The 23936-nt window shown below is 71.2% G+C and carries 25 protein-coding genes; 19 read left to right on the forward strand and 6 right to left on the reverse strand.

Annotated features, from left to right (window positions below):
* The 3 genes from ACKVMH_RS07760 to ACKVMH_RS07770 form a co-directional block, all read right to left on the reverse strand.
* Positions 1-388 (reverse strand): heme biosynthesis HemY N-terminal domain-containing protein (locus tag ACKVMH_RS07760; RefSeq protein ID WP_412699857.1); only part of this gene is annotated, 388 nt, incomplete at its 3' end.
* Positions 385-1368, reverse strand: a complete 984-nt coding sequence (locus tag ACKVMH_RS07765) for a uroporphyrinogen-III C-methyltransferase (protein WP_412699877.1) — start codon at positions 1366-1368, stop codon at positions 385-387. The genes ACKVMH_RS07760 and ACKVMH_RS07765, both read right to left, overlap by 4 nt.
* Before the next feature lie 64 nt (positions 1369-1432).
* Positions 1433-2182 (reverse strand): uroporphyrinogen-III synthase, encoded by a 750-nt coding sequence (locus tag ACKVMH_RS07770; protein WP_412699858.1) that lies wholly within the window; start codon positions 2180-2182, stop codon positions 1433-1435.
* Positions 2183-2263: 81 nt separating this feature from the next.
* Here ACKVMH_RS07770 and ACKVMH_RS07775 point away from each other — a divergent pair, with 81 nt between their 5' ends.
* From ACKVMH_RS07775 to ACKVMH_RS07795, 5 genes are all read left to right on the forward strand, one after another.
* A complete protein-coding gene (locus ACKVMH_RS07775) occupies positions 2264-2734 on the forward strand; it encodes a YiiD C-terminal domain-containing protein (RefSeq protein ID WP_412699859.1) in 471 nt (156 codons plus the stop codon).
* Positions 2735-2780: 46 nt separating this feature from the next.
* Complete coding sequence (locus ACKVMH_RS07780) at positions 2781-3245, forward strand: hypothetical protein (RefSeq protein ID WP_412699860.1); 465 nt, start codon at positions 2781-2783, stop codon at positions 3243-3245.
* A gap of 78 nt (positions 3246-3323) precedes the next feature.
* Positions 3324-3761, forward strand: coding sequence for a rhodanese-like domain-containing protein (locus tag ACKVMH_RS07785; protein WP_215219175.1), 438 nt, complete (start codon positions 3324-3326; stop codon positions 3759-3761).
* A 136-nt stretch (positions 3762-3897) separates the two neighbouring features.
* Positions 3898-4422, forward strand: a complete 525-nt coding sequence (gene secB / locus ACKVMH_RS07790; RefSeq protein ID WP_215219176.1) for a protein-export chaperone SecB — start codon at positions 3898-3900, stop codon at positions 4420-4422.
* Between the two features lie 10 nt (positions 4423-4432).
* Positions 4433-5473, forward strand: coding sequence for an NAD(P)H-dependent glycerol-3-phosphate dehydrogenase (locus ACKVMH_RS07795; RefSeq protein WP_412699861.1), 1041 nt, complete (start codon positions 4433-4435; stop codon positions 5471-5473).
* A gap of 97 nt (positions 5474-5570) precedes the next feature.
* Here ACKVMH_RS07795 and ACKVMH_RS07800 read toward each other — a convergent pair whose 3' ends face one another.
* Positions 5571-6143, reverse strand: coding sequence for a porin family protein (locus ACKVMH_RS07800; protein ID WP_215219178.1), 573 nt, complete (start codon positions 6141-6143; stop codon positions 5571-5573).
* A 306-nt stretch (positions 6144-6449) separates the two neighbouring features.
* On the opposite strand from ACKVMH_RS07800, the gene ACKVMH_RS07805 reads away from it, so the two are divergent.
* The 6 genes from ACKVMH_RS07805 (at position 6450) to eda (ending at position 13060) form a co-directional block, all read left to right on the forward strand.
* Positions 6450-6719, forward strand: a complete 270-nt coding sequence (locus ACKVMH_RS07805) for a hypothetical protein (RefSeq protein WP_412699862.1) — start codon at positions 6450-6452, stop codon at positions 6717-6719.
* A 550-nt stretch (positions 6720-7269) separates the two neighbouring features.
* A complete protein-coding gene (gene zwf / locus ACKVMH_RS07810; protein ID WP_412699863.1) occupies positions 7270-8736 on the forward strand; it encodes a glucose-6-phosphate dehydrogenase in 1467 nt (488 codons plus the stop codon).
* Between the two features lie 8 nt (positions 8737-8744).
* Complete coding sequence (gene pgl, locus ACKVMH_RS07815) at positions 8745-9452, forward strand: 6-phosphogluconolactonase (protein WP_412699864.1); 708 nt, start codon at positions 8745-8747, stop codon at positions 9450-9452.
* Positions 9452-11311 (forward strand): phosphogluconate dehydratase, encoded by a 1860-nt coding sequence (gene edd, locus ACKVMH_RS07820; protein ID WP_412699865.1) that lies wholly within the window; start codon positions 9452-9454, stop codon positions 11309-11311. The genes pgl and edd overlap by 1 nt, the downstream gene beginning before the upstream one ends.
* The gene (gene glk / locus ACKVMH_RS07825) at positions 11308-12279 is read left to right on the forward strand and encodes a glucokinase (RefSeq protein ID WP_412699866.1); all 972 of its coding nucleotides are present in this window, start codon (positions 11308-11310) and stop codon (positions 12277-12279) included. Before edd ends, glk begins: the two co-directional genes overlap by 4 nt.
* 124 nt (positions 12280-12403) lie before the next feature.
* Positions 12404-13060 (forward strand): bifunctional 4-hydroxy-2-oxoglutarate aldolase/2-dehydro-3-deoxy-phosphogluconate aldolase, encoded by a 657-nt coding sequence (gene eda / locus ACKVMH_RS07830; protein WP_412699867.1) that lies wholly within the window; start codon positions 12404-12406, stop codon positions 13058-13060.
* A 182-nt stretch (positions 13061-13242) separates the two neighbouring features.
* On the opposite strand, the gene ACKVMH_RS07835 is transcribed toward eda, so the two are convergent.
* Positions 13243-14661, reverse strand: coding sequence for a solute:sodium symporter family transporter (locus tag ACKVMH_RS07835; protein ID WP_412699868.1), 1419 nt, complete (start codon positions 14659-14661; stop codon positions 13243-13245).
* Positions 14662-14911: 250 nt separating this feature from the next.
* Between ACKVMH_RS07835 and ACKVMH_RS07840 the strand changes: the two genes are divergently transcribed.
* Positions 14912-15826, forward strand: coding sequence for an alpha/beta fold hydrolase (locus ACKVMH_RS07840; protein WP_412699869.1), 915 nt, complete (start codon positions 14912-14914; stop codon positions 15824-15826).
* Positions 15827-15831: 5 nt separating this feature from the next.
* Here the strand turns inward: ACKVMH_RS07840 and ACKVMH_RS07845 are convergent, their stop codons facing one another.
* On the reverse strand, positions 15832-16197 hold the full coding sequence (locus tag ACKVMH_RS07845; protein WP_412699870.1) for a YkgJ family cysteine cluster protein: 366 nt from the start codon (positions 16195-16197) through the stop codon (positions 15832-15834).
* Between the two features lie 182 nt (positions 16198-16379).
* Here ACKVMH_RS07845 and ACKVMH_RS07850 point away from each other — a divergent pair, with 182 nt between their 5' ends.
* The 7 genes from ACKVMH_RS07850 (at position 16380) to ACKVMH_RS07880 (ending at position 23702) form a co-directional block, all read left to right on the forward strand.
* Positions 16380-18167, forward strand: a complete 1788-nt coding sequence (locus ACKVMH_RS07850) for a fatty acid CoA ligase family protein (protein ID WP_412699871.1) — start codon at positions 16380-16382, stop codon at positions 18165-18167.
* Positions 18168-18268: 101 nt separating this feature from the next.
* The gene (gene oleD, locus ACKVMH_RS07855) at positions 18269-19267 is read left to right on the forward strand and encodes a 2-alkyl-3-oxoalkanoate reductase (protein ID WP_412699872.1); all 999 of its coding nucleotides are present in this window, start codon (positions 18269-18271) and stop codon (positions 19265-19267) included.
* 76 nt (positions 19268-19343) lie between these two features.
* Complete coding sequence (locus ACKVMH_RS07860) at positions 19344-20000, forward strand: ubiquinone biosynthesis accessory factor UbiJ (protein ID WP_412699873.1); 657 nt, start codon at positions 19344-19346, stop codon at positions 19998-20000.
* Positions 19997-21670 (forward strand): ubiquinone biosynthesis regulatory protein kinase UbiB, encoded by a 1674-nt coding sequence (ubiB, locus tag ACKVMH_RS07865; RefSeq protein ID WP_412699874.1) that lies wholly within the window; start codon positions 19997-19999, stop codon positions 21668-21670. The genes ACKVMH_RS07860 and ubiB overlap by 4 nt, the downstream gene beginning before the upstream one ends.
* A gap of 152 nt (positions 21671-21822) precedes the next feature.
* Positions 21823-22560 carry a pseudouridine synthase gene (locus ACKVMH_RS07870; protein WP_412699875.1) on the forward strand — a complete coding sequence of 246 codons (738 nt, stop codon included), beginning with the start codon at positions 21823-21825 and terminating at the stop codon, positions 22558-22560.
* Positions 22561-22670: 110 nt separating this feature from the next.
* Positions 22671-23087 (forward strand): alternative ribosome rescue aminoacyl-tRNA hydrolase ArfB, encoded by a 417-nt coding sequence (gene arfB, locus ACKVMH_RS07875; RefSeq protein WP_215218973.1) that lies wholly within the window; start codon positions 22671-22673, stop codon positions 23085-23087.
* Between the two features lie 9 nt (positions 23088-23096).
* Complete coding sequence (locus ACKVMH_RS07880; protein ID WP_412699876.1) at positions 23097-23702, forward strand: lysophospholipid acyltransferase family protein; 606 nt, start codon at positions 23097-23099, stop codon at positions 23700-23702.
* Positions 23703-23936 lie beyond the last annotated feature (234 nt).

Below are 23936 nucleotides of genomic sequence, written 5' to 3' on the forward strand. Positions count from 1 at the left end.
CCGCGGCGCGCGCGGCACCCACCCGCGCGATCGCGGTGACCCCGTCGTCGTCGGCCGCCGGGTGGCGCGCGGTTTCGTCCAGCAGCCGTTCGGCGCGCTGCCAGTGGCCCAGGTGCAGGGCTTCCAGGCCGTCGGTGAAGCGCGCACGGACGGCGCGCTCGCGGCGCCTGCGCAATGCGACCAGCGGCATGCTCAGCATCTTCCACACCAGCCACAGCGCCAGCAGCGCCCCCAGCCCGATCAGCACGGCGGCGGCGAGGGTGGTGGTGTAGTCCATCCCGCGGTAGCGCACCAGCACGTAGCCCGGATCCTGCACCAGCAGTTGCGCGACCAGCGCGCCCACCAGCACCAGGACGATCAGGATCAGCAGGTTGCGGAACAGGCTCATCGGGGTTCCTCGCGGGTGGCGCGCAACTGGCGCAGTTGCCCCAGCGTGCTGCCCAGGGTCGGAAGCGAAAGTGAAAGCGGCATCGCAGCGATGCGCTCCAGCTGCGCCAGGCCGTTGTCGCGCGCTGGGCGGTCGGGTTCGAGTCGTGCCAGCCAGTCGCCGGCCCGCTGCAGTGCGGCGCGGTAGCCGTCGACATCGCGGCGCTCGGCGGCGGCGCGGGCGAGGCTGACCTCGAGCTGGAACCCGGCCCTGGCCGCGGCCACGTCGGCCGGCTGCACCGCGACCACCGAATCGCTCGGTTGCGCATCGACGATGCCGGCAAACGCACGCCGCCACCAGGGCTGTTCGGTGGACGTCGGGTTGCGCGCCTGCCGCTGGGGCGCGGTCACCGACTGGGCGAATGCGTCCAGCCGGGCCAGTGCGATCGCGCGGGGTTCGGCCACGAGCGCCTCCAGCGCGGCGCGCTCCTGCTGCAATGTCTGGCGCAGGCTCAGGTACGCGGGGTCGTCCACTCCCGCCAGCACGCCACCGGCCAGCGCGTAGGCGCGGCGCGCGGCGTCGAGGTCACCGGCGATCAGCAAGCGCTGCTGGCCGAGCGACAGCAACAGCTCGGCTTCGTCCAGCCGCAGCGCCTGGGCGCCGTGGCGGTCGGGGTCGGCGAAGCGGGCGAAGCTGTCCTCGATGATCGCCGAGCGCTCGCCCAGGCCGAGCAGCTCGTCGCGCAGCACCCGGTTGGTGGCGTCGGCCTGCTGCAGGCGCTGTGCCTGCGCGCGCTGGTCGCGGCGCAAAGCATCCACCCGCTGGTCGAGCGCGTCCACCAGCACCGCGGCGTCGGCCTCGGCAGCCTCGGCGGCCTGGTACCGCAGCCAGCGCTGCCAGCCGTACCAGCCCGCGGCCGACAGCAACACGGCGAGCAGCATCAACAGCAGGGGCCAGGCACTGCCGCTGCGGCGCCGCGCGGGGGTTGTCTCGTCAGGGATCGGGGTCACGGCGGCGGTGCGTGCGGAGGGCCTTGCATGCTACCGGAAGGGCGGTACCCCGCCGTCAGCGCAGCGCGGCTGCCGCGGCGTCGGCAAGATCGGCCGGACGCGCGCTACGGGCGCGGCTGGCCCGGTCGAAACCCAGCCGCTCCGCAAGCTCGACCAGCCGGTCGCTGGCGGCCACCACCGGCAGCGCGCGCAGGCGGCTGGCGAGGTCGGGTGGCAGGTTGAGCAGGACCTGTTGCAGGCCTTCGCCGCTCGATACCGCCAGCACTGCCGGCCGTTGCAGTTCGCGCAGTGCGGTCATCGCCCGGGGCGAGGGCGACAGCGGCTGGCGATGGTAGACATCGGCACGCACGACCGTCGCACCGCGGGCCTCGAACGCCGGCACCAGGGTCCCGCGCCCGCCCGGCGCGGTGACCAGTCCGATCCGGGTGCGTGCGATGTCCTGCAGTCCGGGCAGGGCCAGCAGGCCTTCGCTGTCCATCCGCTCCGGCGTGGCCACCTCGCGCGCGCCCGCGTCGGCCAGTGCCGCGGCGGTCCCGCTGCCGACCGCAAACCACTGTTGGTGCTCGGTCGGCCGCAACGGCAGCAGCGCCGCCGCCGCGCGCACCGCCGCCGGGCTGGTAAACACCACCCGCGGCGCCCCCAGCGCCATCGACAGGGTGGCCTCGACATGTTCGTCGTCGCGCCGGCGCAACGCCCACGGCGAGATCGCCACCACGCCGCCGCCGTGCCGAGCGGCGGCGCTGCGCATCGGTTCGTGCTGGCCCCGCGGTCGAAGCGAAACCAGGTACCAGTCGGGAGCGGCCATGGACATGCGGTGGAGCATAGCCACCCGCCGGTGAAGCCGGCAGTGCCCTATCCTGAAGCGCCCACCCGGTCCCGTTCGCCGATGTCCCACGCCGACGCCCTCGAACGTCTTCGCCACCACTACCAGTCGATGCCGCCCGTGGCCGCGATGGGCCTGTCGATCGCCGGTTACGACGGCGAGCGCCTGCAGCTGGCCGCGCCGCTGTCGCGCCACGTCAACGACAAGGGCTGTGCGTTCGGTGGCAGCCTCGCCTCGATGATGACGCTGGCCTCGTGGGGGCTGGTATCGCTCCGGATCGAGGCCGCCGGCATCGCCGCCGACGTGTACGTGGCCGACAGCCAGGTGCGCTACCTCGCGCCGCTGTTCTCCGACATCCAGGTCACCGCCACGCTGGGACCCGACAGCGACTGGGACGGCTTCATCCAGACCCTGCGCCAGCGCGGCCGGGCCCGGGCAAACCTGGTGGCCAGCGTGCCGTTGCCCGACGGCGGCCCGGCGACCACGTTCACGGCCCGCTACGTCGCCATCGCCAAGCCGGTCGCTGAATCCTGAGCGCCGGCGCGGCTAGGATGTCGGCACTGCACTGACCGGAGCGCCCATGCGCCTGCCCCAATCGCTGTCCCCCCGGCGCCCCGCGCCCACTGCCGGCGCCACCCTCCGGGTCCTGCTGCTGCTTTTCGTGCTACTGCTGTCGGCCTGCGCCAGCGCCGGCAAGGCCGCCAACGCGCTGGATGCCGCCCAGTACGCCTGGTCGGGCGCGATCCGCTGGGGCGATTTCACCGGCGCCGCCAACCTGGTCGACCCTGCCGTGCGCGAGGCCGATCCGTTGACAGACCTCGAACTGGAGCGCTACGAGCAGGTCCAGATCACCCGCTACCGGGACCTGGGCGCCAGCCGTGACGTCGAGGCGGGCACCGCGGTGCGCGACATCGAGATCGGCGTGGTCAACCGCCACACCATGGCCGAGCGCGCGGTGCGCTACCGCGAGACCTGGCGCTGGGACCCGGAGGCGCAGGCCTGGTGGATCACGAGCGGGTTGCCGGACCTCTGGGACGGGGACTGACCGCGGACGGCCCGTGCGGCGGGCACCGGGCGGCATTTCTGCGACAATCCGCCCCCCGCCAACCGCAGTCCCGCCGCCGTGACCCTTGACGAACTGCTGGCTTTCGCCGGCCGCCATCCCTACCTCTCGCTCGGCCTTGCCGGTCTGACCGTGGCGATCATCTACACCGAGGTCGCCCGCCTGTTCCGCGGATACAAGGCGCTGCGCCCGGCCGAACTGACGGGACTGATCAACCGCGACAACGCGCTGGTGGTCGACCTGTCCTCGACCAACGATTTCCAGAAGGGCCACATCGCCGGCAGCAAGTCGGTGCAGCCCAGCCAGTTCGATCCCGAAAACAAGATGCTGGCGGCCGCCAAGACGCTGCCGGTGGTGGTCACCTGCCGGACCGGCCAGGCCTCGGCCAGTGCCGCCAAGCGCCTCAAGAAAGCCGGGTTCGAGCAGGTCTACTGGCTCGACGGTGGCGTCCAGGCCTGGCAGCAGGCCGACCTGCCACTGGTCAAGGGCCGCGGCTGACGGACGCCGCAGCGCGGGCGTCAAGCCCGCCGACAGGCCCTTGTGCCGGGCTTCGCAGCCCCCATCCTGAACGATGGCTGGCTGATTGCCGCATGCCATAATCGATCCTTTCCGCCTTATCGCTGGAGTCACCGAGATGTCCGAAGAAACCACCAACGGCGCCGTCGCGCCGGCCGAAGCCGCCGCCGGCAACACCGGGACGGCGTTCACGGTCGAGAAGATCTACGCCAAGGACGTCTCCTTCGAAGTGCCCGGTGGCCCGGCGGTGTTCAACGAGCAGGCCCAGCCGCAGCTGCAGATGAACCTCAGCCAGAGCGTCCAGCGCCTCGGCGAGAACGCCTACGAGGTCGTGCTCGGCATCACCCTGACCTGCAACGCCGCCGAAAAGCCGATGTACCTGGTTGAGGTCAAGCAGGCCGGCGTGTTCGGCCTGTCGGGTTTCGAGCCCGCCCAGCTCGACGTCATGCTGGGCACCCACTGCCCGAACATGCTGTACCCGTACGCCCGCCAGCTGATCAGCTCGCTGGTGCAGTCCGGCGGCTTCCCGCCGTTCTTCCTGCAGCCGATCAACTTCGACGCGCTGTATGCCGAGGGCCTGCGCCAGCGCGCGGCCAAGCAGGCCAGCGAACTGAGCGACGCGGAAACCGGCGGCAACGCCTGACCGGCACGGCATGGTTTCCAGCCTGAACAGCGAGCCCGCGCAGACTGTCGCGGTGCTCGGCGCGGGCTCGTGGGGGACCGCGCTCGCGGCCCTGATCGCCCGGCACGGCCACCACACCGTGCTGTGGGGACGCGACGCGGCCGGCATCGCGATGATCGACCAGGCCCAGCAGAACACCCGCTACCTGCCCGGCATTCCGCTACCCGACACCCTGCGCGCGACCACCGACCTGGCGGCCGCACTGTCCGGCGCCGACCTGGTGCTGGTCGCTGTGCCGTCGCACGCGTTCGCCGACACCCTGCGGCTGCTGGCGCCGCACCGCCCGGAGGCGGCCGGCGTGTCGTGGGCGACCAAGGGTTTCGAACCGGGGAGCGGCCGTTTCCTGCACGAGGTGGCGGCCGAGGTGCTGGGCCCCGGCGTGCCGCTCGCCGTCGTCACCGGGCCGTCCTTCGCCAAGGAGGTCGCCCTCGGCCTGCCGACCGCGCTGACCGTACATTCCGACACGGCCGCGTTCGCGCAGTCGGTGGCCGGGGTGCTGCACGGCCCGAGCTTCCGCGCCTACACCGGCGAGGACATGCTGGGCGCCGAACTGGGTGGCGCGATGAAGAACGTGCTCGCGGTGGCCACCGGCGTCGCCGACGGCATGGAGCTCGGGCTCAATGCCCGGGCCGGCCTGATCACCCGCGGCCTCAACGAGATGTTGCGGCTCAACCGCGCGCTCGGCGGACAGCCGGAGACCCTGATGGGGCTGGCCGGACTGGGCGACCTGGTGCTGACCTGCACCGGTGACCTGTCGCGCAACCGGCGGCTCGGCCTTGCACTGGGCCGCGGGCAATCGATCGACGAGGCGGTCGCCGCGATCGGGCAGGTGGTCGAGTCGGTGCAGACCGCCGACGAGGTCATGCGGCTGGCGCGCCGCCACGGCGTCGAACTGCCGATCGCCGAAGCCGTGTACGCAGTGCTGCACGGCGAGATAACGCCCGGCGAGGGCCTGCGCCAGCTGATGGCGCGCGAGCAGAAGGCCGAGTACCCGACCGCGCTGTTCGGCTGAGTGCGCCGCGCCAAAAAGAAAGCCCCGGCCGGAGCCGGGGCTTGATCGCGACGATTTCGGGGGAGAGAGAGATTGTCGCGATGACGCGGGGTGACGCTTAGAACGTGATGCGCGGTCCGATGAAGTACTCGGCATCGCCATCGACGAGCTTGACGTCGCCGCTGATGCCCCACATCGGGTTGAACTTCACCTGCGCACCGACGCGGCCGTAGAACTCGCCGTCGTAGTCGTTGCCATCCTCGTAGCCGGCCATCGCGTAGCCCTCGAGGTTGGTGGTGAGCGCGCCGCGCACGCCGGCTTCGACGCTGTAGCCGTTGAAGCTGTTGTCGAACTCGTCCTCGAAGCGCTCGTAGGCGACGCGGGTCACCAGGTCGGCGCGCGGGGAGATCTCGTGGTTGTAACCCAGGCCGAGGCGCATCTGGTCGACATCGACGCCTTCGAACTGCACGCCGCCGACGTTGAAGTCGTCGGTCTTCTGGCCGGAGTAGCCACCGAACACGTGGAAGTTCGGGGCGATCGCGCCGGAACCGTTGATGGCCCAGCCGTCGGAATCAAGCGCGTCGTTGGCGATGTAGCCGCCCTCGACATAGTTGTAGGACACGCCGTCGGCGGCGGAGGCGGCGAACGGCAGGGCCGCAAGCAGGGTCAGGGCGAGCAGGGACTTTTTCATGAAGGTCTTGGCCTCTTTTGATGATTGGTCCGGCCTCGGTCGCGCATTCGGGGGAGGCGCGCCGCGGCTCGGCATCGGCAGTATCCAAGCGGCGGCAAAACCGCCACTGAATTGTGAACCCGCGGGTCCAGCAACTACATCGCAGGTTCAGGATCGGCCTGAGCGGGGCGGGCCGTCCAAGTGCGAAGCGGGGGATTGAAACCTTGATCGACACCGGCGTGGCCAGTTTTGTGAATTGACCGGTACTTAATACCGTCGGGCCTAGGGTGGATTCCCCCAAGCGGCACGTGCCCCCCGGAGTCGTCGATGAAGAGCATCCGCAAGACCGCGTCCCAGACGTCCCGGGACGCCGCGCAGGCCGCCGCCTGCACCATCGGCATCGAGGCGCGTGCGTGTTTCGGCGACCGCCCGTGGGCGGAGATCGAGCCGGCGCTGGCACGCTGCTGGGCGAACAACTACGCGCGCCTGCGGGTCGACTGGATCTGCGTGGCCGAATGGGCCTACACCGCCTGGAACTACCGCCGCCCGCGCGCGATGCTGGCGCCGGAGCCGCCGTACGGCCAGGTGGCGTCGTGAAGCCGCGCGTACACAGCTGGCATGTCCCACCGGGCATGCGGCCGCCCCAACCCGGGCGCGAACCGCGCGTGGATCCGATGGCCAGGCTGGCGGTGCCGGTGTCCACCGCCGCGAGCGAACCGGCCGGTGCGGCTGCCGCCGGTGACGCTCCGGCAGGCGCCACGTCACAGGCACGGCGGAGTCACCGCACGCACTGAGCCCCCCGGGTCCCTGGCAAGTTGCCGGCTTGTGACCCGGATCGCAGACGGGCGTCTGCCACTGGCGTTCGATAGGCCCCGGGGACCCGCGGCAGGCAGGCCGCCGTGGGGATGGGGACACAGGGGGATGGCGCCATGAAACCGGACAAGCCGCTGCGGCCGGACCGCACGGAATTGATGTCACGTGGATTTGCATTGCTCGCCTTGCTGGCGGGCGTTGTCTGGGCCTGGGTGCAGGGAGGGACAGCGCTCCCCTGACGTATCGCAGGCGCGCCGGCGTGCTGCAAACGTATGCAGCCGCCACCCGGTGATCACCGGCAGTACGCTGCGGATCCACTGCACGGACCTGCGACGTGACCGGTACACCCGCCTCGTTGTTGACCATCTTCGGCGCCACCGGCGACCTGGCCCGGCGCATGCTGCTGCCATCCCTGCATGGGCTCGAGCGTGACGGCCTGTTGCCATCGACGCTGCGGGTCCTGGGCACCGCGCGCAGCGCGCTCGACACCGACGGGTTCCGCGCGCTTGTCGCGGAGGCGATCGAGGAGCAGGTCCCAGCCAGTGACCGCGATCCCGACGCACTGGCCGCGCTGCTGCAGCGCATCCAGTACCAGCCGGCTGCGCTCGATGACGCCGCCTCGCTTGCGTCGCTGTGCGACACCATCTCCCGCTTGCGCGACGGCGGTGACGCCGTCTTCCACCTGAGCACCGCACCGCGCTGGTATGCACCTGTCTGCGACGCACTCGCCGCACACGGCGTCGCCGGCCCAGGCACCCGGGTGATGCTGGAGAAGCCGCTCGGCCACGACCTCGCCAGCGCCACCGCCATCAACGACGGCGTTGCCCGTGTGTTCGACGAGGACCGCGTGTTCCGGGTCGACCACTACCTGGGCAAGGAAGGCGTACAGAACCTGCTGGCGCTGCGTTTCGGCAACGCGTTGTTCGAGCCGCTGTGGAACGCGCGCCACGTCGAGCAGGTGCAGATCACCGTGGCCGAGACCGTCGGGGTGGAAGGGCGGGGGGACTACTACGACGAGTCCGGCGCCAGCCGCGACATGCTGCAGAACCACCTGCTGCAGCTGCTGTGCCTGGTCGCGATCGAGCCGCCGTCGCAGTTCGAGCCGACCGCGGTGCGCAACGAGAAGATCAAGGTGCTGCGCTCGCTTCGCCCGATCGGCCGGGAGGAAGTCGCCGCGGAAACCGTCATCGGCCAGTACACCGCCGGCGCCGTCGGCGGCCTGGCGGTGCCGGGCTACCTGGACGAGCTTGGCCGCGGCAGTGCGACCGCGACCTTCGTCGCGCTGCGCGCGCAGGTCGACAACTGGCGCTGGAAGGGCGTGCCGTTCTACCTGCGCACCGGCAAGCGCATGCCGCAGCGCTGCACCGAGATCTACCTGCAGTTCCGCGCCGTGCCGCACTCGATCTTCGATCACGGGGGCGCGCCGCTGCAGCCCAACGCACTGGTGATCCGGCTGCAGCCGGAGGAGCGCATCGAGCTGCGGATGATGCACAAGACGCCGGGGCTGGACCGCAACGGCCTGCAGCTGTCGCAGGTCGCGCTGGACCTGGACATGCAGGAGCAGTTCGCCAGCCACCGCCGCCGCCTTGCCTACGAGCGGCTGTACCTCGATGCAATCGAGGGCAACGGCACGCTGTTCGTGCGGCGCGACGAGACCGAGGCCGCGTGGCAGTGGATCGATGCGATCCACGAGGGCTGGCGCCAGGCCGGCATCACCCCGCGGCCGTACCCCGCCGGGACCTGGGGGCCGTCGCGTGCGGTCACCCTGGCCGAGCGGCACGGCCACGCCTGGCGCGAGTGAGCATGGCGATGACCGGCCGCTTCGAACATATCCACGACAGCGCCGAGACACTGGCCGCGGCGCTGGCGGAGGAGTTGAGGCTCGCCTGCGAAGCGGCCATCGCCCGCCGCGGCCGCGCGGTGCTTGCGCTTGCGGGCGGGCAGACGCCGTTGCCGCTGTATCGTCGCCTGGCCGCCGCGCCGCTGCCGTGGTCGCAGGTGCTGTTGCTGCCGACGGACGAGCGCGGCGTGCCGCACGACCATCCGGCCTGCAACGTGCGCGCGCTGGGCGAGGCGTTCGCTGCCGCCGCCGGCGTGCGGCTGGCCAGCCTGACCACGGAGGACGGCGACCCCGAGCGCTCCGAACGGGCTGCGCGCGACCTGCTGGCGGGCTACCCTGAGCCGTTCGACGCGGTGCTGCTCGGCATGGGCGGCGACGCGCACGTGGCGTCGCTGTTCCCCGGCGCACCACAGCTGGTCGAGGCGCTGGATCCGGACGGTCCCGCCGATGCCTGCCGAATCGACCCGCAGCCGTTGCCGGCGCAGGCGCCGTATCCCCGCATCAGCCTGACCGCGGCGCGCCTGCTGCGCACCCGCGCGCTGTACCTGGTGATCACCGGTGACAAGCGCGACGTGCTGCAACGCGCGCTCGCGTCGGGTGCGAAGAACGCGCGGCCGCCGGTCGCCGCCGTCCTCGACGCGGCCACCGCGCCGGTGCACGTACATTGGAGCCCGTGATGAGCCTGCACCCCACCGTCGAGCGCGTCACCGCGCGCATCATCGAACGCAGCCGCCACACCCGCGGCGACTACCTGCGGCGGATGGACGAGGCGCGTGCGCAGTCGCCAGCCCGCACGCCCGCGCGGCTTGCGCTGAGCTGCGGCAACCTCGCCCACGGCTTTGCCGCCTCCGGCGAGGACAAGCCGGCACTGCGTGGCGGCCATGCCGGCAACATCGGCATCGTCACCGCCTACAACGACATGCTGTCGGCCCACCAGCCGCTGGAGCAGTACCCCAACCTGATCCGTGCCGCCGCGCGGGCGGCCGGCGGCAGCGCGCAGGTGGCCGGCGGCGTGCCGGCAATGTGCGACGGGGTCACCCAGGGCCGCGCCGGCATGGAGCTGTCGCTGTTCTCGCGCGACACCATCGCGCTGGCGACCGCGGTCGCATTGAGCCACGACATGTTCGACGCCGCGCTGCTGATGGGTGTGTGCGACAAGATCGTGCCGGGCCTGCTGATTGGTGCACTGTCCTTCGGCCACCTGCCGGTGGTCTTCGTGCCGGCCGGGCCGATGACCACCGGCCTGTCCAATCGTGACAAGGCGGCGGTGCGCCAGCGCTACGCGGAAGGGCGGGCCACGCGCGAGGAGTTGCTGGAGGCCGAGGCGCGCAGCTACCACGGCGCGGGCACCTGCACCTTCTACGGCACCGCCAACTCCAACCAGATGCTGATGGAGGTGATGGGCCTGCACATGCCGGGCACCGCCTTCGTCAACCCCGGCACGCCGCTGCGCGATGCGCTGACCGTCGCCGCCACCGAACAGGCGCTTCGCATCACCGCCCTGGGCGACGACTACCGCCCGCTCGCGCACACCGTCGACGAGAAGGCGATCGTCAACGCGATGGTCGGACTGGCCGCGACTGGCGGCTCGACCAACCACGCGATCCATCTCGTCGCGATCGCGCGCGCGGCCGGCATCGCGATCGACTGGGACGACCTCGACGCGCTGTCGCGGGTCACCCCGCTGCTCGCGCGGATCTACCCCAACGGCAGCGCCGACGTGAACCATTTTCACGCCGCCGGTGGCCTGGGCTTCGCGATTGGCGAGTTGATCGGCGCCGGGCTGCTGCATCCGGACATCGCCTGCGTACACGGCGGCGACCTGCGCCAGCAGGCGATGGAACCCTGGCTCGATGACCTGGCGCTGCGCTGGCGCGCGCCGCCCGCGACCTCGCTCGACCCCTCGGTGCTGCGCGGGGTGGCGATGCCGTTCGATGCCGAGGGTGGACTGCGCCGGCTGGCGGGCAACCTGGGCCGGGCCGTGGTGAAGGTGTCGGCGGTTGCGCCGGCGCACCGATCGATCACTGCGCCGGCGCGGGTGTTCGACTCGCAGGACGCAGTGCTCGACGCGTTCCGTGCCGGCACGCTGGAAGGCGACTTCGTCTGCGTGGTGCGCGGGCAGGGGCCGCGCGCCAACGGCATGCCTGAACTGCACAAGCTCACCCCGACCCTCGGGGTGCTGCAGGACCGCGGCCAGCGCATCGCGCTGCTGACGGACGGGCGCATGTCGGGCGCGTCGGGCAAGGTGCTCGCAGCAATCCACGTGACCCCCGAAGCAATCGACGGCGGCGCGCTCGCGCGGTTGCGTGACGGTGATCGGGTGCGCATCGACGCGGACGCCGGCACGTTCGACGCGCAGGTGGACGCGGCCGAGTGGCGCGCGCGCGAACCCGCCCGCACCATCGACCGGTCGAGCCGGACTGGCATGGGCCGCGAGCTGTTCGGCCTGATGCGTGCCAACGCCGGCACCGCCGAGCAGGGCGCCTGCAGCCTGTTCGTTACCCTGCACGAAGACGCTCAAGTGGAGGTCGCGTGAGGGCAGCGGACCGCCTCGAGCTGATCGCCGACATCGGCGGCACCAACGCCCGCTTCGCGCTGGTCGACCCGGCTGCGCCGGAGCCCGAACTGTTGCATCCGCAGGCGCTCGAGAACGCACGGTTCGCGAGCCTGCAGCACGCCGCCGAGCACTACCTTGCGCTGGTGGACGCGCGCCCGCGCCGCGCGGCGATCGCGCTGGCCTGCCCGATCACCGGGGACGAGATCCGCCTGACCAACCGGGCGTGGTCATTCAGCCGCGCCGAGCTGCAGGTCGCGCTCGGGCTCGACGAACTGCGCCTGATCAACGACTTCGGTGCGGTCGGCTGGGCCGTGCCGGCGCTCGGCCCCGCCGACCGCACCGCCCTGTACGGGCCGACCGGCGATGTGCTGCGGGGCCCGGTCAGCGTGCTCGGCCCCGGCACCGGGTTTGGCGTCGGCCTGCTGGTGGGAGGCGAGGGCGACTGGCACGTGGTCGAGACCGAGGGCGGCCACGTCGCATTCGCCCCGCTGGGCGAAGAGGAGCAGGCGATCGTGCGCTGGATGAACGCACGCCACGGCCGCACCTCGTATGAGCGCGTGCTGTCGGGGAGCGGGCTGGCCTGCATCGATGCGGTGCTCCGCGGGCTTGATGACGACACCGGTCGTGCGTTGCAGCTGCGCGACCCGGCGGAGGTGGTCGCCGCGGCGCTCGACGGGCACGATGTGGTTGCGCGCCGCGCACTCGCCCGCTTCTGCGCCATTCTCGGCAGCGTCGCCGGCGACGTCGCGCTGGTGCACGGCGCGCGCACGGTGATGATCGCCGGCGGCATCGTCCCGCGCTTCATTCCGTTCCTGCGCAGCAGCGCGTTCCGCGAGCGCTTCCTCGCAAAGGGTCGCTTCGCCGCGTACCTGGAGCAGGTGTCGGTGCAGGTCGCGACCCACCCCAACCCCGGCCTGCTCGGCGCCGCCGTGGCGCTGCGGGCGTGATGGTCCGAGCCGTCGCAGGAGCGGCTTCAGCCGCGACCCGCACTGCGGGCGTCAGGACAATCGCGGCTGAAGCCGCTCCTACGGGAACATCACCGATCAGGTTCACCCGGACGCACGCCGCCCCATGACCAGCATCGACCACGACAACCGCGCGGCCGCCATCGACGCGATCCTGACCCGCGCACCGGTATTGCCGGTGCTCGCGATTGAGCGATTGGACGACGCCGTGCCACTCGCACGCGCGCTCGTCGACGGCGGCCTGCCGGTGCTTGAGGTCACCCTCCGTACTCCGGCCGCGCTGGCCGCGATCACCCGGATCGCCGCGGAGGTCGACGGCGCCGTTGTCGGTGCCGGTACCGTGCTGTCACCGGTCGACCTGGACGCGGTCGCCGCGGCCGGCGCCGCGTTCGCGATCTCGCCCGGCGCCACCGAGGCGCTCTACACCGCCGCGGAGGGTCAGCCCATGCCGTGGATTCCGGCGATCTCGACTGCGAGCGAGCTCATGCGCGGTCTCGATCATGGCCACCGCCGCTTCAAGTTCTTCCCGGCCGAGGCCGCTGGCGGCGTGGCGGCATTGAACGCCTTCGCCGGCCCCTTCCCGCAGGCCCGGTTCTGCCCGACCGGTGGCATCGACGCGACATCGGCCTTGCGCTATCGCACGCTGCCCAACGTGATGACCGTTGGTGGCTCGTGGATGGTGCCCCGGGAGGCGATCGAAGCGCGAGACTGGCAGCGCATCACCGCGCTCGCGCGCGCATCCTGCGCCACCCAGCCACTGTAGGAGCGACGTAAGTCACGATCCGAATTCCGCAATCGACGAAGCCACGATCGCGACTTACGTCGCTCCTACACCCAGGCGGTTTCGGTCCGCCTTGTCGGAGCGGCTTCAGCCGCGATCGGGTCGTCGGCCCCAGCGCATTTTCTCGATCGCGGCTGAAGCCGCTCCTACGGGATGCGGCGCGGTCACGCCTTGCCGAGGGCTACGGCGCTTCGGCCGTCCAGCACGCGCCCCAACACCCACGTCAACGACACCGTCGCCACCAGGGTGATGAACATCAGGTGGATGTAATGCAGCGGGGTCCACGCGAAGGTGAATACCGCATACAGCGCCGCGCCGAACACCAGCCCGCCGCGGACCGCGCGCGAGTCGATGCGCTTGAACAGCACCGCGACGATGAAGGCCGCAAGCACCGGCATGGAGTAGAGGCCGTTGAGCTGCTGCAGGGTGGCAATGATGCTTTCGGCATGCTGGTAAAGCGGCACCATCGCCAGTGACACCGCAGCGAACACCAGCGCGACCCGCTGCCCGATCCGCCGCGCGTCGGCATCCGGGTTCACCTTTGCCAGGTGGATGTCGCAGGTGTACAGCGCCGACGCCGAGTTGAGGCAGGAGTTGAAGCTCGACAGCACCGCCCCGGCAATCACCGCCGCGAACGCGCCCGACAGCCAGTCCGGCAACACGTCAGCCACCAGCCGCCCGTAAGCCACGTCGCCGACATCGCCGTAGAGCTGGTAGGCGATCACGCCCGGCAGGATCACCAGCAGCGGCGTCACCAGCTTGAACGCCGCGGCGGCGTAGATCCCCTTCTGGGCCTCGCGCACCGAACGCGCGGCCAACGCGCGCTGGGCGATGACCATGTTGGTGCCCCAGTAGAAGATGTGGATGAACACCATCCCGGTCAGCAGTGTGTGCCAGGGGATGTCGGAATCGCTGTCGCCGACCAGCGTCCAGCGCTCGGCCGGGACGCCCGACAGGTCCCAGTCGACCGCCGCCAGCGCGAACAGCGTCACCGCCACGCCCATCACCAGCAGGCCGATGCCGTTCCAGGTGTCGGAGATGGCGATCGCGCGCAGCCCGCCAAACGCGGCGTAGGCCAACCCACCGGCGGCGAACAGCGCCGCGATGGTGGCAATCGACCACTCCAACCCGAACATCGACTTCATGAAGACCGCGCCGGTGTACAGCACCACCGGCAGCAGGATGAACATGTAGCCGGCCAGGAACAGCACCGACACCACCCGCCGCAGCGCCGGGTCGCCGAGACGCTTTTCCAGCAGTTCGGTGGTGGTGGTGCAGTCGTGGCGGTAGTACATCGGTACCAGCACGTGCGCCAGCACCAGCAGGCCGGCGGCGGCGCCGAACTCCCACCACGCAACCAGCATCATCTGCGCGCCGTTCATGCCGACGATCTGTTCGGCACTCAGGTTGGTCAGCAGCAGCGACCCGGCGATGAACGGCCAGGCCAGGGTGCCGCCGGCGAGGAAGTAGTCACGCGAGGCGTTGGCGCTGTGCACCGCCCGCCGGCAACGCCACCACGTCAGCAGCGCGACCAGCGCGGTCAACGCGACGAACACCGCCACCTGCAATGCATTCGAATCCAAGCTCCGGTCTCCCCGCCGGCCAGCAACCCCGCCACGCTAGCGCGCAGCCGCACCGCAGCATCGCCCCGCGCGTGGTGAATACGTATGCAGCGCACGCGCCCCGCCGCCAACCGGCCACCGTAGGAGCGACGTAAGTCGCGATCGTGGAACCGGCGTCCGACAGGGCCCCGGACGCCGCGCCGACGGCCAAAGCTGCCTTCGTTCGCCTCTCGGCAGACAATACGCCCCTTGACCAGCCGCCGTTGAGCCGATGATTCCTTCCGTTCTTCCCGATTTCACCTTCACTCCCTGCCGCTTCGAAGTACGCCCCGGCATCGGGATGAGCTACCTCGACGAGGGCCCGCGCGACGGCGAGATCGTGGTGATGCTCCACGGCAATCCGTCGTGGAGCTTCTACTGGCGCCACCTCGTCGCGGGCTTGAGTGACCGCTACCGCTGCATCGTGCCCGACCACGTCGGCATGGGTCTGTCCGACCGGCCCGATGACGCGGCCGGTGCGTCGCCGCGCTACGACTACACGTTGCAGTCGCGCGTGGACGATCTCGATGCCCTGCTCGTGCACCTGGGCATCACCGGCCCGGTCACGCTGGCGGTGCACGACTGGGGCGGGATGATCGGTTTTGGCTGGGCCTTGTCGCACATGGCGCAGGTGCGCCGGCTGGTGGTGCTCAACACCGCGGCGTTTCCGCTGCCGTCGGCCAAGCCGATGCCGTGGCAGTTGTCGCTCGGTCGTGACTCGCGCATCGGCGGTTGGCTGATCCGGCGGTTCAACCTGTTCGCGCGCGGGGCCGCGTGGCTGGGGACGGAGCGCGTGCTCCCGGCGGATGTGCGGCGGGGCTACATCGCTCCCTACAACGGCTGGCGCAACGCGATCAGCACGCTGCGCTTCATGCAGGACATTCCGCTGCGCGAGGGCGACCCGGCGTGGCCGCTGGTGGCGGAGGCCGGCCGGCGACTGCACGGGTTCGCCGACCGCCCGGCCTTCATCGGCTGGGGGTTGAAGGACTTCGTGTTCGACCGGCACTTCCTGGACGGGTTCCGCCGCGCGCTGCCGGAGGCGGACGTGCATGCGTTCGACGACGCCGGCCATTACGTGCTGGAAGACCGGCACGAGGTGCTCGTGCCGGCCATCCGCGCGTTCCTGGACACGCACCCGATCGCGTGATGCGGTCAGGCGGCGATGTCGCCGTCGTCGTGCCAGTCGGCGGGGGTGAGCGGTGCCAGGCCGTGGGCGATGCGGGCCTTGTCGCACTGCGGGCTGTGCGCGCCGAACTCCCAGGACGCGAGCACCTCGCGACACACGCTCGGCTTGTCCGGGTGGATGGTGCAGCGTGCCCATACGCCGATCTCGGCATCCAGGGCGATGCAGCGCGGTGCGGGCGACCAGGTGCCGCGCATGTAGACGCGGTGCGGGTCGAGCCGCGCGGTCAGTCCGGCCGGCACGGTGCCGCCCATCATGGGTTCGGTCTCCGACCAGTGGAAGCCGACGCGGAAGTGGGCGCAGCAGGCGCCGCAGCTCAGGCAGGGATGGTTCACGGGCGCAAGCCGGTGGGCCCGGGCGGCCGGGAGGACGCCGGAATCGGGGCGGCGATTTTGCGGTTTCCACGGCCGCGCGCAAGCCCCCCGTGGCGATCGGTATCGCGCGCGGGGCCAACGGTTCAGGCAGGTGTTGGCGCGCGCGGCTTCGCCCGGCCTGCGCCAGCGGCGACAATGGCGCCATGACCGCCCCCTGCAACATCGCTGCCGCGCTGCCGCGGCTGGCTGCCGAGTCGCCGGACCGCATTGCGATGCGTTGCCCCGGCGGGCGTGGACTCGACGGCATGGCGCGTTACGACGTCACCCTGACCTACGGCGAGCTCGACGCGCGCAGCGATGCGATCGCCGCCGGCCTGGCCGCGCACGGCGTGGTGCGCGGCACCCGCACCGTGGTGATGGTGCGGCCGTCACCGGCGTTCTTCCTGCTGATGTTCGCGCTCTTCAAGGCCGGCGCGGTGCCGGTGCTGGTCGACCCGGGCATCGACAAGCGCGCGCTGCGGCAATGCCTGGACGAGGCGCGGCCGGAGGCGTTCGTCGGCATCCCGCTGGCGCACCTCGCGCGGCGGCTGCTGGGATGGGCGCGGTCGGCCAGCGTGCGGGTCACCACCGGTGCCCGCGCATGGCTGGCGGACACCACCCTGGCCGATGTCGAGGCGGCGGGGGTTGGTGCGGGGCCGCAACTGGCCGACACCGCGCCGGACGACGTTGCCGCGATCCTGTTCACCAGCGGCTCGACCGGGGTGCCCAAGGGGGTGGTCTACCGCCACCGTCATTTCGTGGCGCAGGCGGCCATGNGGGTTGGTGCGGGGCCGCAACTGGCCGACACCGCGCCGGACGACGTTGCCGCGATCCTGTTCACCAGCGGCTCGACCGGGGTGCCCAAGGGGGTGGTCTACCGCCACCGTCATTTCGTGGCGCAGGCGGCCATGCTCGGCGAGGCGTTCGGCATCGCGCCGGGCGGGGTCAACCTGCCGACGTTCCCGCCATTCGCGCTGTTCGACCCGGCATTGGGGCTGACGTCGGTGATCCCGGACATGGACCCGACGCGTCCCGCCCGTGCCGACCCGCGTCGCCTGCACGACGCGATTGCGCGGTTCGGGGTCGACCAGCTGTTCGGCTCGCCCGCCCTGATGGCGGTGCTCGCCCGGCACGGTGCACCCCTGCCGACAGTGCGAAGGGTGATGTCGGCCGGCGCGCCGGTGCCGGCCGAGGTGGTCGCCAGCCTGCGTGCGTTGCTGCCGGAAGGCGCGGAATTCTGGACGCCGTACGGCGCCACCGAATGCCTGCCGGTCGCGCTGGTCGAAGGCCGCGAGCTGCAGGCCACGCGCGTGGCGACCGAGGCCGGCGCCGGTACCTGCGTCGGCCGTCCGGTGCCGCCCAACGAGGTCCGCATCATCGCCATCACCGACGAGGCGATCGCGCGCTGGGACGACGCACGCGAACTGCCGGCGGGCGAAGTCGGCGAGATCACCGTCGCCGGGCCGACCGCGACCGACAGTTACTTCAACCGCGACGCACAGACGCGGTTGGCGAAGATCAGCGAGCACACCCCGGGCGGTGATCGCGTCGTGCATCGCATGGGCGACGTGGGCTACTTCGACGCCGAGGGCCGGCTGTGGTTCTGCGGCCGCAAGTCGCACCGGGTCGCGACCGCGTCAGGCACGCTGTTTACCGAGCAGGTCGAGCCTGTCTTCAACACCCACCCGAAGGTGCGCCGGACCGCGTTGGTCGGTGTCGGCGACGCCGGCGCACGGACGCCGGTGCTGTGCGTCGAACTGGCCGAGGGCGTAGCGCGCGGCGAGTGGTCCGGCATCGAACGCGACTTGCGCCGCATCGGCGCCGCTCACCCGCACACCGCCGGGATCGATCGCTTCCTGCGGCATCCGGGATTCCCCGTCGACATCCGTCACAACGCCAAGATCGGCCGTGAGACGCTGGCCGCCTGGGCGCAGAAGCGGCTGCCCTCGTAGGAGCAGCTTCAGCCGCGATCGGATATCGCGAGCCACCACTGGGCCTTCGATCGCGCCTGAAGTCCGCTCCCACCGAACCTGCACGAACACGGAGGCACCCATTGAAGATCCTGGTCACCGGCGGTGGCGGCTTCCTCGGCCAGGCCCTGTGCCGCGGCCTGCGCGCCCGCGGCCATGAGGTCGCCAGCTTCAACCGCGGGCACTACCCGGAACTCGACGCGATCGGGGTCGCCCAGGTCCGCGGCGACCTGGCCGACCGCGACGCCGTCATCGCCGCCGCCGACGGCTGCGAAGTGGTCTTCCACAATGCGGCCAAGGCTGGCGCGTGGGGGCCGTACGAGGACTACCACCGCGCCAACGTGCTGGGCACGCGGCACGTGCTGGACGCCTGCCGCACCCATCGCATCGGCCGCCTGGTGTACACCTCCACCCCCAGCGTCACCCACCGGGCGACGCACCCGGTCGAGGGCCTCGGCGCCGACGAGGTGCCGTATGGCGAGGGCTTCAAGGCGCCGTATGCCACCACCAAGACCATCGCCGAAAAGGAAGTGCTGGCGGCCAACGATGCAACGCTCGCCACCGTCGCCCTGCGCCCGCGGCTGATCTGGGGGCCGGGCGACAACCAGCTCCTGCCGCGGCTGGCCGAGCGCGCCCGGACCGGCCGGCTGCGTTTGGTCGGCGACGGCCACAACCTGGTCGACACCACCTATATCGACAACGCCGCACAGGCGCATTTCGACGCGTTCGACGCGCTCGCGCCGGGCGCCGCGTGCGCCGGCCGCGCCTACTTCATCAGCAACGGCGACCCGCGCACCATGCGCGGGACCATCAACGCGCTGCTTGCCGCGGTGGGTGCGCCCACGGTCGACAGGACCGTACCGTTCGGCCTCGCCTACGCCATCGGCGCCGCCTGCGAAGCGCTGTGGGGTGCATTGCCGCTCAAGGGCGAGCCGCCATTGACGCGCTTCCTCGCCGAGCAGCTGGTCACCCCGCACTGGTACGACATGGGCCCGGCGCGGCGCGACTTCGGTTACGTGCCTCCGGTGGGCTTTGACGAGGCCCTCGCCCGCCTCCGAGAGGCCTGGCACCCCACGCCGTAGGAGCGGCTTCAGCCGCGATCGGCGCCGGTACAACCGTGCACCGGGCCTTTCCCCGCCGCCCCGCTAGAATGCGCCGATGACCGAAGCCAGTCCCCCGCGCCACCCGCTCGCCAGGCTCAAGCCCCTCGCCGGACAGGCGCTGGAGGTCGCGCTCAACCGTACCCTGGCGCTGGACCCCGACACCCGCGAAGCGCTGCGTGCACTCGACGGCCGCCGGGTCGCGCTGCGCCTGGCATCGCCACCGCTGGCCCTGCAGGTCCGCGTGGACGGCGATGCGCTGCGGGTCGGTCCGGTGGAGGATGGCGACGCGCCGGACCTCTCGGTGCGCAGCACGATCGGCGGGCTGCTCTCGCAGTTGCCGTTCCTGCGGAACGATGACGCGCCGCCGGTCGGCCAGTTGCGGATAGAAGGCGACGCCGACCTGGCCCGACGCCTGCAGCGCCTGGCCGAACGGTTCGATCCCGACTGGCAGCAGCCCTTCGCGCGCGTGTTCGGCGACGTACTGGGCGTGCAGGTTGCCAACGCGATCTCCGCCGGCCTGCGTCAGGCCCGCGTGGTCGCGACCGAACTCGCCGGCACCGCGGCCGAATACGTGACCGAGGAGTCGCGCGACGTCGTGCCGCGGACCGAGCTCGACGCCTTCCACGACGACGTCGACGTGTTGCGCGACGACGTCGACCGCGCCGCCGCGCGCATCGACCGCCTGCGCGCGCGCGTCGGGAGCGCCGGATGAAGTCGTTCGTGCGCGCCTGGCGGATCGGCCGGGTCCTGTTGCGCTACCGGCTCGACGACCTGCTCGACGACACACCGGTCGAGCGCTGGCTCAAGCTCGCCCGCCCGTTCGTGCCGCGCGCGTCGGCCGAGATCGCGGCGATGCCCCGCGGTGCCCGGCTGCGGCTGGCGCTGCAGGAGCTGGGGCCAATCTTCGTCAAGTTCGGGCAGATCCTCTCGACCCGGCGTGACCTGGTTCCGCCCGACGTCGCCGACGAACTGTCGCTGCTGCAGGATCGCGTTGCCCCGTTCGACGGGCAGGCCGCGCGCGCGATCGTCGAGGCCGCGCTCGAGCGGCCGGTGGCCGAGGCATTCGCCAGCTTCGACACCACCCCGCTTGCTTCGGCGTCGATCGCACAGGTGCATGCGGCGACACTGCCCGCGGTTGGAAACCGGGGCCCGCGCGAAGTGGTGGTCAAGGTGCTGCGTCCCGGCATCAAGCGCCAGATCGCGCAGGACATCGCGCTGCTGGGCGCGATTGCCGGCGTGGTCGAGCGCACCCACCCGAATGCCGACAAAATCCGCCCGCGCGAGATCGTGCGCGAGATCGAAGGCACGTTGGCGGCCGAACTCGACCTCCAGCGCGAGGGCGCCAACGCCAGCGTGCTGCGGCGGTTCTGGCAGGACAGCCCCGACCTGTACGTGCCCGAGGTCATCTGGAGCCACACCGGCGACCGGGCACTGACCCTGGAGCGCGTGCGCGGCATCCCGTCCGACGACATCGCCGCGCTCGACGCCGCCGGGATCGACCGCAAGGTGCTGGCCGCCAAGGGCGTGCGGGTGTTCTACACCCAGGTGTTCCGCGACAACTTCTTCCACGCCGACGCCCACGCCGGCAACATCTGGGTCGACAGCGACCCGGCGCGCAAGACCAACCCGCGCTTCATCGCGCTCGACTTCGGGATCATGGGCCAGTTGTCAGACGAGGATCAGTACTACCTCGCCGAGAACTTCATGGCGATCTTCAACCGCGACTATCGCCGCATCGCCGAGCTGCACGTGCGCGCCGGCTGGATGCCCGGCCACATCCGCATCGACGAACTCGAGGCCGCCGCCCGCGCCGTCTGCGAGCCGTACTTCACCCGTCCGCTGAGCGAGATCTCGCTGGCCGAGGTACTGATCAAGCTGTTCCGGATGGCGCAGCGCTACGAGCTGACCCTGCAGCCGCAATTGATCCTGTTGCAGAAGACGCTGCTCAACATCGAGGGCGTCGGCCGCCAGCTCGACCCTGGGATCGACATCTGGGCGGTGGCGCGACCCGTGCTGGAGCGGATCCTGGTCGAGCGCTACAGCCCGAATCGGCTGCTGGGCGAGTTCCGCAAGCGCCTGCCCGAGCTCGTCACGCATGCACCGGAGATGCCGCGGTTGCTGCATGCCTGGCTGACCCAGCAGGTCGAGGGCCGGCACGAGCTGCGGATGCGCTCCAACGACCTGGCAGAGCTCACCCGCACCGTGCGCGAAGCGCAGAAGCGCACCGTCGCCGCGATCCTCGGCACCGGCCTGCTGGTCGCCGCCGCGGTGCTGTACGGGTTGGAGTCGGGTGGGCCGACCTTGTGGTCCGTGCCGGCCGCATCGTGGATCGCCGGTCTCGGCGGGCTGTGGGCCTTGCTCGCCGCCTGGCCGCGGCGGTAGCAGGTGGTTGCCGTCGCACGGGCCCGCGCCCGGGTAGGAGCGGCTTCAGCCGCGATCGTGGAATCGTGCGCCCGTTTCGGCTGCCGATCGCGACTTACGTCGCTCCTGCAGGCGCGCGCAATGCACGACGGTTGTCCGCGTGGGTCGGGCGCATGACCGTCGACCCCGCCGCGCTCGCGCTCGAGGTGCTGCATCGCGATGAGTGGCTCGCGGTCGTCAACAAGCCCGCCGGGCTGATGGTCCATGACAGTGCGCTGGCGCGCGGCGAGAGCGATTTCGTCGCCGACCGGCTGCGGGTGCAGTTCGGCCGACCGATCTTCCTGGTGCACCGCCTCGACCGCGCGACCAGCGGATGCCTGCTGTGCGCGTTCGATCGTGACACCGCGTCCGCGCTCGGCAAGGTGCTGATGTCGCGCGAGGTCGAGAAGGACTATTGGACGGTCTGCCGGGGATGGCCGGAAGAAGACGTCTTCACCATCGACCACGACCTCGACGGCGGTCCCGGCAAGCCGGTGAAGAAACCGGCGGTGACGCGCTTCCGCGTGCTGGCCCGGGCGCAATGCGACTGGCCGTCCTCTGGCTTCGACACTTCGAGATATGCCTTGCTGGAGGCCCGCCCGGAAACCGGCCGCTTTCGCCAGATCCGGCGCCACCTCAAGCACGCCTCGCACCACCTGATCGGCGACACCAGCCACGGCGACGGCCGCCACAACCGCGCGTTCCGGATGCTGGGCATCCATCGGATGCTGTTGCACGCGCGAAGGCTGGCGTTCGTGCATCCGCACACGGGCGAGCGTATCGAGGCGAGTGCGCAGGTGGATGCACAATTCGCCCGGGCGCTCGCGCTGTTCGAGATCCCGCAGGCAGCGCCCGCCGCAGGAGCGACGTAAGTCGCGACGCGCCGGACGCTGGGGGCGATGTACAGGTCGCGACTTACGTCGCTCCTACAGGGGTGGGTGGCGTGCGCTGGCGTCAGACCCGCTGCCCTAGAATCACCGGCATGATCGAGGTCGGCGCCATCCGCATTCCCGAGTCCGAGCTGGTCGAACGATTCGTGCGCTCGGCCGGGCCCGGCGGGCAGAACGTCAACAAGGTCGCCACCGCGGTCGAGTTGCGTTTCGACATCGCCAGCTCGCCTTCGCTGCCCGAGCCGGTGCGCGAGCGCCTGCTGGCCCGGCGCGACCGCCGCGTCACCGGTGATGGCGTGCTGGTGCTGGCGGCGCAACGCTTCCGCACCCAGGACCGCAACCGCCAGGATGCGCGCGAACGCCTCGCCCACTTCATCGAGGCCGGCCTGCACGCGCCAAAAAAACGCGTCGCGACCAAGCCGACCCGCGGCTCGCGGGAGCGCCGCCTGGCCGGCAAGCGCGAACGCAGTACGATCAAGCAGGGGCGCGCTGGGCGCGACTGGGACTGACACCGAACGATGCATCCACCGACCGACGACATTGTGCCGTCGTTGCCACCGAGCGTCCCTCGCGTGCCGCGCCACCGCCTGTCCCGGTGGATCGGCCGCAGCGTGTTGCGGCTCGGTGGCTGGCGCGTGGTGGGGGAGTTCCCCGACCTGCCGCGCGTGGTGCTGATCGGTGCGCCACACTCGTCCAACTGGGACGGCATCTGGGGCTTTGCGGCCAAACTGGCTCTCGGGCTCGATATACGCATCCTCGGCAAGCATCAGCTGTTCTGGGGACCGCTGGGTCCGCTGATGCGCGCGCTGGGCATCATCGCGATCAACCGCGGGGCGGCCAGCGGCGTGGTCGGGCAGATGGCCCAGCAGTTCCGGGGCGCCGACCGGTTCTGGCTCGGGATCGCACCCGAAGGCACCCGTAAGCCGGTGGCGCGCTGGAAGACCGGCTTCTGGAAGATCGCGCACGCCGCCCAGGTGCCGGTCCTGCCGGTGTACTTCCACTATCCCGACCGGGTGATCGGGATCGGGCCACCATTTGCGACCAGCCACGACATGGAGGCCGACCTGGTCCGCCTGCGCGAGTGGTACCGCCCGTGGCAGGGCAAGCACCACGGGACCGACTGACCGTGCGCCGGACTGGCACGACTATTGCGTTGACCTTGTGACCGGCTGCCCGTTTCAGGGTGGCCGGCCGCAGGCGGCCGCGGTTGTGGCCGCGGAGCGTCCGGATGCGCCACTCCACGGCCGATGCACGCAGCAACGCCGGTCCGCTTCGAAGCGGGGAGGCCTGAGGCGTGGCCGGCGTGCCGTGGTTCGTCTGCGGCCCGGCGGCGTGGCTCGCCGCGGCCGGGCTGTGGC

Source organism: Lysobacter zhanggongensis, assembly GCF_046638635.1.
In the GTDB taxonomy this organism is placed as follows: Bacteria; Pseudomonadota; Gammaproteobacteria; order Xanthomonadales; family Xanthomonadaceae; genus Novilysobacter; species Novilysobacter luteus.